Here is a 12,256-nt window from a genome sequence, read left to right on the forward strand (position 1 = left end):
TGCCGCGGCGTCGGCTTGAACGAAAATACTTGCAACCAATTTTTTCGCGGCCCGTCGACATCACAAAGGCCTGCGCGATTCTCGCGAGCGCCAGTCAGAGGCTCGCCCATGATTGCGATCATCGTCCCCGCCCACAACGAAGAAGAATTCCTGGATGACTGCATCCGTTCATTGATCGCAGCGTCCCGCCACGACGGGCTCGAGGGCGAGGCGGTAGAAATCCTGGTCATGCTCGACGACTGCTCCGACAATTCGGCCATGATTGCGCAGGCCCATGGCGTGTTGACCGTCGCCTGCAGCCATCGCAACGTCGGCATGACCCGCGCCGCCGGCGCCCAGCGCATGCTCGAACGCGGTGCCCGCTGGCTGGCCTTCACCGACGCCGACACCGTGGTGCCTCACGGCTGGCTGACGCAGCAGGTCGCCCTGAGCGCCGATGCCGTGTGCGGCGTGGTTCAGGTCACCGACTGGTCGGAACACCCGCCTCATGTGCAGATTCATTACGACGCCCATTACCGGTTCGTCGAAGACCACCGGCACATCCACGGCGCCAACCTGGGGGTGTCTTCGACGGCCTATGTGCGGGCCGGCGGTTTCCGCGCCTTGCCTGCCCACGAGGACGTGCACCTGGTGCAAGACCTCGAACGCAGCGGCGCGCAGATCGTCTGGACCGCCCGCAACAGCGTCATCACCAGCGCACGCAAGGCATGCCGCTGCCGGGAAGGTTTTGGCGATTACCTAAATTCACTGGCCAGTTCTTCGTTATTAAGCTAACCCTGAGTACGCGCAGAGATCCGGGGGCCTGTTCCGGATCGTCGACGTTGCGCCCAGGCGATCCTCATCAGAGCGGGAAAGCGAGCGATGCAACCGATAAAGAACCGGGCCAACCCCGGCGACGACACACTGGGGGGCGGCATGCCCAGCGCCAGTGTCGCGATGCCGAACACCACGCACTGGTTCAAACGCCTGCTGGCCTTTACCGGCCCGGGTTATATGGTCGCCGTGGGTTACATGGACCCCGGCAACTGGGCCACCGACATTGCCGGTGGTTCGCAATTCGGCTACCTGTTGCTGTCGGTGATTCTGCTGTCCAACCTCATGGCGATTGCGTTGCAGGCGCTCTCGGCGCGGTTGGGCATCGTCACCGGCTGGGACCTTGCCCGGGCCTGCCGCGAGCGCTACAGCCGGCCGGTGTGCATTGCCCTGTGGCTGGCCTGTGAAGTCGCGATCATCGCCTGCGACCTGGCCGAGGTAATCGGGACGGCGATTGCCCTGAACCTGCTGTTCGGCATCCCGCTGGTGTGGGGCGCGGTGCTGTCGGCCATCGATGTATTCCTGATCTTGCTGCTGATGGGCAAAGGTTTTCGGGCGCTGGAGGCGTTCGTCATTGCGTTGCTGCTGATTATCTTCGGCTGCTTCGCGATCCAGATGGTGCTTGCCCGCCCGGACATGGCCGAACTCTTCGCAGGCTTCATTCCCAAGGCCGAAATCGTCACCAACCCTGCGGCGCTGTACCTGGCCATCGGCATCATTGGCGCGACGGTGATGCCCCACAACCTGTACCTGCACTCCTCCATCGTGCAGACCCGCGCCTACCCGCGCACCGATGAGGGCCGTCGCATCGGCCTGCGCTGGGCGGTGACGGACAGCACCATCGCACTGACGCTGGCGCTGTTCGTCAACGCAGCGATCCTGATCACCGCCGCCACGGTGTTTCACAAGGCGGGCAAGACCGACGTGGTGGAAATCGAGCAGGCTTATCACCTGCTCTCGCCGATGCTCGGGGTGGGGATAGCCTCAGCGCTGTTCGCCATTGCGCTGCTGGCGTCCGGGATCAACTCCACGGTCACCGCCACCCTGGCCGGGCAGATCGTGATGGAGGGGTTCCTGCGCCTCAAACTGCCGGGTTGGGTGCGACGCCTGCTGACACGGGGTCTGGCGATCATTCCGGTGATTGTGGTGACCAGTCTTTACGGAGCCGAAGGGACGGCGAAGTTGCTGGTGTTGAGCCAGGTGATCCTGTCGATGCAATTGCCGTTTGCGATCGTGCCGCTGGTGCGTTTCGTGTCGGACCGGAAGTTAATGGGCAGTTTCGTCACCGGGCCGGTGTTGACAGGGCTGGCGTGGGGGATTGCGTTGTTGATTATCGGATTGAACCTGGTGTTGCTGGTAGGGATGGCAATGGCCTGAACCGTAGCAGTCCAGCCGGGCGGGGTTCCGCTTGCCGTCGGGGTTCCAGCGATTACCTGTGGGAGCGGGCTTGCCCGCGAAGGCGGTAGGTCATTCAACATCAAGGTGTCTGACCTGACGCTTTCGCGGGCAAGCCCGCTCCCACAGGGGATCGAGATCGATCCGCGGGCAAGTCCGGCGGCTACGGGACTGAGGGGCGATATCGGTTGCCCCCCGCTTACATCAATGCATCTTGCTGTGATCGTGGCCCATGTCCATCTGGCTCGACATGGCCTTGGCGGGGGCCGTGACCTGCACTTCTTCGCGCACGCCCTTGTCGTTCTCGATGGTCAGGGTCAATGGCACCTGATCCCCTTCCCTGATCGCCCCGGTCAACCCCATCAGCATCACGTGGTACCCGTCCGGGTCCAGCGACACCGCCTTGCCCGCAGGCAACGCCACCGAATCCACCGGGCCCATGCGCATCACGTCATCGGTCATGCTCATCTGGTGAATCTGCACATCCTTGGCCACCGGCGAGCTGACGCTGAGCAGCTTGCTGTCGGTATCGGCGGTGATGCGCATGAATGCGCCCGACGTCGGCTGCCCCTGCACCGTAGTGCGCACCCAGGCATCGTCCACGCGGGTCTGCGCCATGGCCGAAACGCTCGCACCCAGCAGCAACGAGAAAGCCAGTACGGATTTGGAAAACAGAGCGGTCATCAGCAGACCTCCATGACAGTGGTCAGATCTTCCGCGCATTGTTTGGCGGACAGTGATGGCGACAGGCCCAGGCGCAGGTTGCCCCGGGAGTCGAAGACGAAGCTGGTGGCGGTGTGGGACATGGTGTACGTCTCACCGGCCGGGACTTTCTCGTAGAACACCCCGAACTCCTTGGCCACGTGCTGCGTCTGCTCGAGGGTTCCGCGCAGGGCAACGAAGCTTGGGTCGAACTGCTTGACGTAGGCGTCGAGGATCTCTGGCGTGTCGCGCTCGGGGTCGACGGTGATGAAGATCACCTGCAGCGTCTTGCCGTCCTCGCCCATGATCTTCTTGATCTGGGCCGCGCGGGCAAGGGCCGTCGGACAGACTGCCGGGCATTGGGTGAAACCGAAGAACACCATCGGCATCAGCCCCCGATAACTGGACAGGGTCTTCACCTCGCCCTGAGTGTCGGTGAGCTTGAAGGTACGGCCCATGATCTTGTTGGACAGATCCTTGCCGTATTTGAAATCCAGCGCGGTGGTCGAACCATCGCAGCCCGCAAGCAGGCCCAGGCCCAGCACGCTCATGCCGGTCAGCACCTGACGGCGGGTCAATAAATCATTCATGTGACGAACTCTCTGAAGCAGCGGCCAGCGTTGGCGCCAGCCTTTACTCGCCCGGCCTGCAGCCTTAAAAGCCCCAGGGCGGGCGACGCCAAACAGTCAGCGGGTTTCGCGGCCAGCGTTCAGGGCGCCTGGGGCGAAAGACCGGGGAAGAGATGTCGCGGAGGTTTGCGCAGCAGGTAGTCCGAACGCGGCACGCGCTTGCGCAAGGTGCGCGCCAGCCAGCCCAGGCCGATGTAGAACACCAGCGCCAGGGCCAGGCTGCCGGCGAAGGCGCAATCGGTCATGGACAATTTCATCAGTTGCGCGTGATCGCCCATCTGCGCCATGTCCATCTGCCCCGACATCCCATGGTCGGCACTGCAATCGGCCGATGGGCCGACCTGATTGAATGCCCGCAGCATCTGTCCGTGGCTGGTGCTGCACACAAGCCCGGTGAACAGGATGGCGCCGTAGAGCATCCAGGCAATGAGCGATTGGTGGGTTCGGACGAGTTTCATGGGGCCGCATTCTACCTGCTTGCGCCCCCCGAGATGTAACGGGGCCGGACTTGCGGGTGCGACAAAACCGCGCATCTCTATCAGCCTGGTTTATTTGACCTGAAATCTCTCGGAACCCCGCGCCCGGGTCAGTGCCGAATGTCAGGAGCTGCTCGACAGCCAGATACCTCAGGGAGCACTTCAGGCATGGCGGACACCGCACTCACCCTCGACGCGCTGCTGGCCGATTTTGCCCGGCGTCCCAACCCGCCCATGAGCGGCGACGCGCTGGCCGAAGCCATGCGCCTGTGCATCGAGCACGGCCTGGACCAACTGCCCCTGCCCGCCAGCGGCCAGACCCTGGCGCGCTGGCAACAACTGGCAGCCGTGGGCGGCATCGATCTGGCGCTGCTCAAGCTGTACGAGGGCCACACCGATGCCCTGGCGATCCTCGCCGAGTTGGCCTTCAACCCGTTTTTCCTGCCCGGCATCTGGGGTGTCTGGGCGGCCGAGCCGCCGGATGCGCGTGTCTCTATCGTCCAGCACCAAGGTACCGAAGTGCTGCTGCGCGGCCGCAAGGCGTGGTGTTCCGGCGCCCAGCAGATCGACTACGCGCTGCTGACTGCCTGGGCTGCAGACGATCAACCGCAACTGGTCGCGGTGCGCCTGGACAGCCCCGGCGTGAGTGTCGACGGGCAGGCCTGGCAGGCAGTCGGGATGGCCAGCACCGCCAGTGTCGACGTGCACTTCGACGGCGTGGTGGGCCACAGCGTCGGCGGGCCCGGCGCCTACCTGAGCAGGCCCGGATTCTGGCACGGCGGCGCAGGCATCGCTGCGGCGTGGTATGGCGCGGCGGTGGCGCTGGCCAAGGCCCTGCGCGAGCAGCGTGGCAAAGGCCGCGACGACCCTCATGGGGACGCACACCTGGGCGCGGTGGATGCCGCGTTGTGCGGCGCGGCGGCGGCCCTGCGCGAATGCGCCGCGTGGATCGACGCCCATCCCCGGGATGACGCGCAACTGGCAGTGCAACGCCTGCGCGCCCAGGTGGAAATGGCTGTCGAACAGGTGTGTCAGCACGTGGGCCGCGCACTGGGTGCCACGCCATTCTGTCGCGACTCGCACTTTGCCCGGCTGGCAGTGGATTTGCCGGTCTTTATTCGTCAGAGCCACGCCGAACGGGATCTGGCGCACCTGGGCCAGTTACTGGCCAAACAGGAAACGGAGGATTGGACCCTATGAACATGGCCCTGAGTAACTCAGATCCCTTTGGCGTGCGTGGCACACCCTTGACCGACTGGCAGACCAGCCCGGCACTGCAAGGCGTGCGCCCCATTACCCTCAGCGAACTGGTGCCCACCGGCTCGCGGCTGGTGGTGCTGGCGCCTCATCCGGACGACGAAATCCTCGCCTGCGGTGGCCTGCTGGCGGGGATGGTCGGGCGGCGCAATCCTGTTCAACTGATCTCGGTGACTGATGGCGAGGCCAGCCATGCGGATTCGCCGCAGTGGCCACAGATGATGCTGCGTCTGGAGCGGCGCAAGGAAAGCGAGCGCGCCGTCGCCCGGCTGGGCTTCGATGTGCAGCGTCTGTGCTGGCAACGCCTGGGCATCGCCGACGGCCAGGTGGCGGATCGGGCGGAATCGCTGATCGCCCTGCTCAGCGAAGACCTGGGGCCTGACGATGTGGTGATCACCACCTGGCGACACGACGGCCACTGCGATCACGAAGCCGTAGGCCATTGCGCCGCTCAGGCAGCGGCCAATACCGGGGCGACCTTGCTTGAGACACCGGTGTGGGCCTGGCACTGGGCCGAGCCCAACGACCCACGAATTCCCTGGGCCCATGCACGCAAGCTGGTGCTCAATGAAGAGCAGCAGCGGCGCAAGCGCTGGGCCATCGAAGCCCATGCCACCCAGTTGCAGACCGACTCCAGCACCGGTAGCGCCCCGGTCCTGGCTCCTGACACGCTGGAGCGCATGCTGCAGCCTTTCGAACTGGTGTTCCTGTGAGCCTGCCTGCCGACTATTTCGATGAGCTGTTTGCTGACAGCGACGATCCCTGGGCGTTTCGCACCCGCTGGTACGAGCAGCGCAAACGCGACCTGACCCTGGCCGCACTGCCCCGCCAGCGCTATGAGCGGGCGTTCGAACCCGGCTGCGCCAACGGCGAGCTGAGCGTGGCGTTGGCCCGGCGTTGCGACAGCCTGGTGTGCATGGACCTCTGCCCGCGCGCCGTGGAACTGGCCGTGCAGCGGTTGAAACGGTTTGCGAGGGCAAAGGTCTTGCAGGGTCGCCTGCCAGAGGACTGGCCCCAAGGATCGTTCGACCTGATCGTGGTCAGCGAGTGGGCGTATTACCTGACGCCTGCGTCCTTTATCGAGGTGATCGACCACATGCTTGCCAGCCTGACGCCCGAGGGCGCCGTGCTGGCCTGCCACTGGCTGCAACCGATCGACGGCTGCGCCATGACCGGACGCGAGGCCCACAGCCTGCTGCATTCAAGGCTGCGACTGCATCGCACCTTGCGCCACGAGGAACCGGATTTCCTGCTGGAGGTGTGGAGCAGACAGCCTGGCGGCATCGATCTGGACGAACAGATTCGGGAGGACTGAGCGTACTGCGCACGATCCGGGTCTGGCACAAACCTGTAGGAGCGCGCTTGCCCGCGACGGCGGTGGTTCACTCGATATCGAGGTGTCTGGCCTGACGCATTCGCGGGCAAGCGCGCTCCTACGCAATCGGGTTGGTCACGCCACTTGAGGCCAACCCCTATCCCTGTAGCAGCACGGCTTGCCGGCGGGGGCGGCTTTGGAATCGCCGACGCCGGCAAGCGGAGCGCCGCCCGGCCGTGCTGCTACGGGGTTGGGGATTGCGGGTCGTTAGCGGCTAACCGGCCCATCACGAACAACTTCGCTTGGCGGGTCATCTGGTCCAGGTGGCGGTCGCGCTGTTTTTCGGCGTCCACCATGGCCCGTTTGCCGTGCTGGTTGAGCAGGTACGCATGAATCTGCCGCACTTCCACCGAGCTGTAGATCGGCGCGACGTCGAGCACCGCGAGCAAGCCGTCGGTCTGTCGGTCCCGCGTGTTCATCACCACCTGTGGGCCGCGGGCGGACAGCACCTGGAACCCCATCGCCTCGAAGTACGGCACCTTGCTGACAAAGCAGGCCAGTTCCGCGTGGGGATAACGCTCGAGCATCTTCTCCAGCATCGCCCGTGCGATACCCTGCCTGCGGCGGGCTGCCTGCACGGCCATGTACGCCACCGCACAGGCCTGCGGATCGTCCTGCACCGGCAGGTACAGCAGAAAGCCTGCGACAATCGACGGATCCTCGGCATCCAGCGCGACGATCAATTCCACCGGCATGCCCCGCGAGCCATCCATCGCCTGCAGGTACTGGTGCACTTCATGGCCCACGCCGTACTGATACAGCGGGTACAACGGGTTGCTCGGGGCGATGCCGACCATGCTGATGTCGGTCACGTAGTCGATCACCAGCTGCATGATCTGGCTGTCGATCGATTCCGGTGGGGTGTTCGCAAGGCGCGTGATGGTGAACATGGAAATCCTGATGAAGGCTGAACCCGTGCATCATACCGGCTTCTGCCGGCGCGCTCGAATTGCTAAGGTGAGCGGCCGCAATCCCACTTTTTCAGGACCCCGCCGCGACCATGTTCGACTGGGACGATCTGCGCTTCTTTGCCACCTTTGCCCGTGAAGGCAGCCTCGCCGCCGCAGCCCGCACGCTGGGCGTCGAGCACGCGACCGTGGCGCGGCGCATTGCATCACTGGAGGCGTCGCTGGCACTCAAGCTGGTGGACCGCCGTGGCCGGGTCTACGAACTCACCGTCGACGGGTTGCGGGTCAGTGAATTCGCCGAGCAGATGTCCAGCGCCTCGTTCGCCCTGCAACGCTTTGCCGGTGGCGAGCATGATCGCATCGAAGGCGAGGTGGTCATCTCCTCGCCCCCGGCCTTTCTCGCGACCCTGATTGCTCCGAATATCGGCCGGCTGCGCGAGCGCCATCCTGGGCTGACGGTGCGCATGGTCGGTTCCAAATCCATTGCTTCGCTGGCGCGCAAGGAAACCGACGTCGCCCTGCTCTACGCCCGCCCCGAAGAGGCCCAGGTGGTGGCCAAACACCTGGCCGACCTGCCCTTCTCGCTGTACGCCAGCGAACGTTACCTGGACAACCACACACCTGCCGACTATCAGTTCATCGGCTACGACCAGAGCATGGACCATTCGGTGCAACAGCAATGGTTGCGCGGCCATCTGGACGGTCGGGCGCTGGTGATTTCCAGCAATGACTTGCGGGTGCAGGCCCAGGCGGCTGCCGGCGACGGCGGGCTGGTGTTGCTGCCCGGCTTTCTCGCCCACGAGTACCGGCTCAAGCGCGCTCCGGCCTGCGACACAGCCCTGAGCCTGCCCGTCTGGCTGGCCTATCACGAGGACCTACGCAACGCAGGCAAGATTCGCGTGGTGCTGGATTTCCTCATCGAATGCCTGGCGTCACCCGACCCCATGTGAATTTTTTCACATGCCGTATGCGCCTGCGGCCAATTCCCGCCCCTCATGCTGCTCTCTATCCTCGGCGGCAACAGAGAAATCCATGAGAGGCTTTTGCCATGAACGTACAACCCCCACATTCGGGAAACCTGCCCATCTTCAGGGCCGCCTGGATCGTCACTGCGGTGTTCATCCTGTCCAACGCCGCCACCCCGCTTTACAGCCACTGGCAGCAGAGCCTGGGGTTCGGCTCCGGCACCCTGACGGTGATTTTCGGCTGCTACATCCTTGGCCTGCTGCTGACCCTCGCCGTGGCCGGGCAACTGGCTGACCACTATGGCCGCAAGGCGCTGTTGGTGCCGGGAGTGGTGATCGCCATTGTCGCCGCCTTGCTGTTCGAACACGCAGACAGCGTCGCCATCCTGATGCTGGCCAGGCTGCTCAGCGGGATTTCAGTGGGGATCGTGGTGTCGGCGGGCATGGCCAATGTGGTCGAACACGCAAGCGAACAACGCAAGCCTTTCGCCTCGTTGATTGCCTCCGTGTCGATGGTCCTGGGCGCAGGCACCGGGCCGTTGCTGGCAGGCGTGATCGCGCAATACGTTGCAGCGCCCATCGACTGGGTGTTCAACAGCGAAATCGTGCTGTTGCTGCTGGCCTTGCTGGTGGTGATGCGCCAGCCCGCTGTCAAGCTGGGCACGGGGCGCTTTCGGCCGAAGCTGCCATCGGTGGCCGCAGAACACGTTGGCATCGTGGCACGTGGTGTTTCGTTCTTCGGTCCGGGGCTGACGTCCACCTGTTTCGTGCTCGCCCTGGGGCCGAAAATGCTCGCCACCCTGCTGCACGCCAACAGCCCGCTGATTGCCGGTTTCATGGCTTTTGCGATGTTTCTCACCGCCGTGGGTGTGCAGTTTGCGGCCAAAAAGCGCGGCATGAACCAGGTGTTCATGCTCAGCGGCCTGATGACGATTCTGGCGATGGGCAGCCTGTGGACCGCCCTGCAACTGGGCTCACCGGCCTGGCTGATCGCCGCGGCACTGCTGGCCGGTGCCGGGCAAGGCTTCGGTCAACTGGGCGGCCTGACCCTGATCGCCCGGAACGTCGCGCCCAAGCGCCGTGCCGAGGCCAACGCAATCTTCAACATGGGCGGTTATGTGCCAGCAGGGATCATCCCGGTGGTGACCGGGTACCTGATTGACCTGTTCAGTTTGCACGTGGCGATCAGTGCATTGGCAAGTGTGATCGCGGGGTTGGCGGTGTTGGCGCTTGTGGCGTTGTACCGCAGCCATGCCAGCCAGCGGTGCGAGGGTGTGCAGTCGGTGTGAGGCGTTTCCAAGATCGCTCCCGCCGGCAAGCCGTGCTGCTACGAGGGGATCGACACAAGCCCGTAGCAGCCGGGCTTGCCCGCGGGTCGATCTTGAAAGCGGCGCATCCACAACGATCAGAACGTCAACCGCGTCGGCACTGCGCCGCGTAGGACATCACTGAACGTTTGCGCAAACAGGCCAGGAATGAGATATTCGCAACCGCGAACGATTCTCATAAAGTCATTTCACCTAAGCCTCCCCATGACCCCTACTCTGCTGCTGGTCGAAGACGACGCGCGCCTGCGCAATGACCTGGACCTGCATTTTCAAAAGCGCGGCTTTGCCGTGACCGCCTGCCAATGCGGCAATCAGGGCCTGGCGGCGGTGCAAGCCAGGCGTTTCGACCTGGCACTGCTGGATATCATGTTGCCCGGCATGGACGGCCTGACATTGCTCGAAACCCTGCGCACGGAGGACGACACGCCGGTGATGCTGATGTCGGCCCTGGGTGCCGAGCAGGACCGCATTACCGGGTTTACCCGGGGCGCCGACGATTACCTGCCCAAGCCGTTCAGCCTCGCCGAACTGGATGCCCGCGCCAATGCGTTGCTTCGCCGGATGGCCCGCACCCAGGCGCCCAGGGTCGCCCGTGACGACGCCCTGGTGCAGTTCGATGACGAGGTGCAGGACGTCACCCATGCTCATCAACGTGCAGGGTTGACCGCTTCGGAATACCGGCTGCTGATGACCCTGCGCGAGCACGCCGGTGAAGCCCTGAGCAAAGCGTTTCTCTATCAACAGGTGCTGCACCGGATCTACACCCGGCTGGATCGCGGGCTGGACGTGCACGTCTGCAACCTGCGACGCAAGCTGCTCGCCGTGGGGGTCAACCACCTGCAGATTCAGGCCGTGCGCGGCCAGGGCTACATCCTGATCGACACGGACAGAAGCTGATGCGTCGTCATCCGTTGCTGTGGAAGCTGGCGCTTCTGCAGATTTCCTTCTGCCTGCTGCTGACGTGGATCATCTGGACCTGGGGCCTCTCGGCCGAGCGCAGCACCTATTTCCTGGATCAGGCGGACCGGCTTTATCTGGCCCGCTACGCGCAACAGGCCGAGCAGATCTGGCGCGATCAGGGTGCGACAGGCATCGAGCAGTTTCGTCATCGGCTGGCGGATGAAGAGAACACCTGGGTGGCGATCATCGGTCCCCATCTGGAGAGCCTGGGCACGACGCGGCTGACCGCACTGGAATCCAGTCACCTGACCTTCATGCGCAAACTCGACTGGCCCATGAGCCGGCGCCTTCAGGATGAGCTGCCCTTCGTCAGCATCGAATTTCCCGAGGCGCCGGAACAGGGCCGGCTGGTCATGCAACTGCCCGAACGCCTGCTGCCCGGCGGCCTGACACCCTGGACCCACGTGCTCAGCCACGGGGTCATGCCGACGCTGCTGGCGGCCTTGCTCGGGCTGTTGATCTATCGGCATCTGGTGGTGCCGCTCAACCGCCTGCGCGACCGCGCCGACAGCCTCAAGGCCGATGATCTGGACAGCGCCGGCCCAGGTTTGCCGCTGATGAACCGGCGCGATGAACTGGGTGAACTGGCCGGCGCCTTCGAGCACATGGCCGAGCGTCTGCGCCAGAGCCTGAACCAGCAGCGGCTGTTGTTGCGCACCCTGTCCCACGAACTGCGCACACCGCTGGCGCGCTTGCGCATCGCCCACGACAGCGATCTTGCCCCCGAGCAATTGCGAGCGCGGCTTGATCTTGAAATCAACGACATGCAGCGCCTGCTGGAAGACACCCTCGATCTGGCCTGGATGGACACCGAACGCCCGCAACTGCCCACTGAGCCGGTGCTGATGCTGTCGGTCTGGGAGGCGCTGTGCGAAGACGCCAGTTTCGAAAGTGGCTGGTCCCCCCGGCGCCTGTTGTGCCTGCTGGATACCGACTGCTGTGTGCAGGTGCATCTGGACAGCGTCGCCCAGGCCCTTGAAAACCTGCTGCGCAATGCCATTCGCTTCTCACCGCCCGAAGGCAAGATCACCCTCTCCGGTTGGCGCGAGGACCATCACTGGCACCTGTGCCTGCAGGATGAAGGGCCGGGCGTGGCCGAGGACGATCTGGAAACCATCTTCGTGCCCTACCAGCGTCTGGACACCAGCAGCGAAGGCTTCGGCCTCGGCCTAGCCATCGCCCGCCGCGCGGTGCAGTTGCAGGGCGGCAACCTGTGGGCCAGTAACGGCACGCCCGGGCTCATCATGCACATGACGTTGCCCTTAGCACATGAACACCAGCCGTAGCAGCATGGTTTGCTGGCGTCGGCGCCCTTGAAATCGCCCCGCGGGCAAGCCCGGCTGCTACGGGGTTTGTGGCGTTCGCGGGATTTGCGTCCCCCCCGATCCCGTAGCAGCACGGCTTGCCGGCGGGAGCGTCCTTGAAATCGCCGACGCCGGCGAGCCGGA

Annotated in this window: 13 protein-coding genes; 9 read left to right on the forward strand and 4 right to left on the reverse strand. The window is 64.4% G+C overall.

The features are described 5' to 3' along the window. Nucleotides 1-108 precede the first annotated feature (108 nt). A complete protein-coding gene (locus NPS29_RS17110; RefSeq protein WP_274133923.1) occupies nucleotides 109-774 on the forward strand; it encodes a glycosyltransferase in 666 nt (221 codons plus the stop codon). Nucleotides 775-915: 141 nt separating this feature from the next. Beyond that, a complete protein-coding gene (locus NPS29_RS17115; RefSeq protein ID WP_274133986.1) occupies nucleotides 916-2,190 on the forward strand; it encodes an Nramp family divalent metal transporter in 1,275 nt (424 codons plus the stop codon). 222 nt (nucleotides 2,191-2,412) lie between these two features. Here the strand turns inward: NPS29_RS17115 and NPS29_RS17120 are convergent, their stop codons facing one another. From NPS29_RS17120 to NPS29_RS17130, 3 genes are all read right to left on the reverse strand, one after another. Continuing rightward, nucleotides 2,413-2,892: a copper chaperone PCu(A)C gene (locus NPS29_RS17120; RefSeq protein ID WP_274133924.1), complete on the reverse strand. Its 480-nt coding sequence runs from the start codon at nucleotides 2,890-2,892 to the stop codon at nucleotides 2,413-2,415. After that, complete coding sequence (locus tag NPS29_RS17125; protein ID WP_274133925.1) at nucleotides 2,892-3,500, reverse strand: SCO family protein; 609 nt, start codon at nucleotides 3,498-3,500, stop codon at nucleotides 2,892-2,894. The genes NPS29_RS17120 and NPS29_RS17125 overlap by 1 nt, the downstream gene beginning before the upstream one ends. 119 nt (nucleotides 3,501-3,619) lie before the next feature. Continuing rightward, nucleotides 3,620-3,997 (reverse strand): DUF2946 family protein, encoded by a 378-nt coding sequence (locus NPS29_RS17130; RefSeq protein ID WP_274133926.1) that lies wholly within the window; start codon nucleotides 3,995-3,997, stop codon nucleotides 3,620-3,622. Nucleotides 3,998-4,183: 186 nt separating this feature from the next. Here NPS29_RS17130 and NPS29_RS17135 point away from each other — a divergent pair, with 186 nt between their 5' ends. The 3 genes from NPS29_RS17135 to NPS29_RS17145 are packed head-to-tail and all read left to right on the forward strand — an operon-like array spanning nucleotide 4,184 to nucleotide 6,587. Continuing rightward, nucleotides 4,184-5,215 (forward strand): acyl-CoA dehydrogenase family protein, encoded by a 1,032-nt coding sequence (locus NPS29_RS17135; RefSeq protein ID WP_425312523.1) that lies wholly within the window; start codon nucleotides 4,184-4,186, stop codon nucleotides 5,213-5,215. After that, entirely contained in the window at nucleotides 5,212-5,985 is a 774-nt protein-coding gene (locus NPS29_RS17140; RefSeq protein ID WP_274133927.1) for a PIG-L deacetylase family protein, read from the forward strand. The genes NPS29_RS17135 and NPS29_RS17140 overlap by 4 nt, the downstream gene beginning before the upstream one ends. Beyond that, the gene (locus NPS29_RS17145) at nucleotides 5,982-6,587 is read left to right on the forward strand and encodes a class I SAM-dependent DNA methyltransferase (RefSeq protein WP_274133928.1); all 606 of its coding nucleotides are present in this window, start codon (nucleotides 5,982-5,984) and stop codon (nucleotides 6,585-6,587) included. Before NPS29_RS17140 ends, NPS29_RS17145 begins: the two co-directional genes overlap by 4 nt. Before the next feature lie 242 nt (nucleotides 6,588-6,829). On the opposite strand, the gene NPS29_RS17150 is transcribed toward NPS29_RS17145, so the two are convergent. Further along, nucleotides 6,830-7,537 carry a GNAT family N-acetyltransferase gene (locus NPS29_RS17150; RefSeq protein ID WP_274133929.1) on the reverse strand — a complete coding sequence of 236 codons (708 nt, stop codon included), beginning with the start codon at nucleotides 7,535-7,537 and terminating at the stop codon, nucleotides 6,830-6,832. Nucleotides 7,538-7,647: 110 nt separating this feature from the next. Between NPS29_RS17150 and NPS29_RS17155 the strand changes: the two genes are divergently transcribed. From NPS29_RS17155 to NPS29_RS17170, 4 genes are all read left to right on the forward strand, one after another. Beyond that, entirely contained in the window at nucleotides 7,648-8,505 is an 858-nt protein-coding gene (locus tag NPS29_RS17155) for a LysR family transcriptional regulator (RefSeq protein WP_274133930.1), read from the forward strand. Nucleotides 8,506-8,603: 98 nt separating this feature from the next. Then, nucleotides 8,604-9,809 (forward strand): MFS transporter, encoded by a 1,206-nt coding sequence (locus NPS29_RS17160; RefSeq protein WP_274133931.1) that lies wholly within the window; start codon nucleotides 8,604-8,606, stop codon nucleotides 9,807-9,809. Between the two features lie 243 nt (nucleotides 9,810-10,052). Beyond that, nucleotides 10,053-10,745 carry a response regulator transcription factor gene (locus tag NPS29_RS17165; protein WP_274133932.1) on the forward strand — a complete coding sequence of 231 codons (693 nt, stop codon included), beginning with the start codon at nucleotides 10,053-10,055 and terminating at the stop codon, nucleotides 10,743-10,745. After that, the gene (locus tag NPS29_RS17170) at nucleotides 10,745-12,094 is read left to right on the forward strand and encodes a HAMP domain-containing sensor histidine kinase (RefSeq protein ID WP_274133933.1); all 1,350 of its coding nucleotides are present in this window, start codon (nucleotides 10,745-10,747) and stop codon (nucleotides 12,092-12,094) included. The genes NPS29_RS17165 and NPS29_RS17170 overlap by 1 nt, the downstream gene beginning before the upstream one ends. Nucleotides 12,095-12,256: the final 162 nt, after the last annotated feature.

The organism is Pseudomonas putida (assembly GCF_028682175.1).
Lineage (GTDB): Bacteria > Pseudomonadota > Gammaproteobacteria > Pseudomonadales > Pseudomonadaceae > Aquipseudomonas > Aquipseudomonas putida_AD.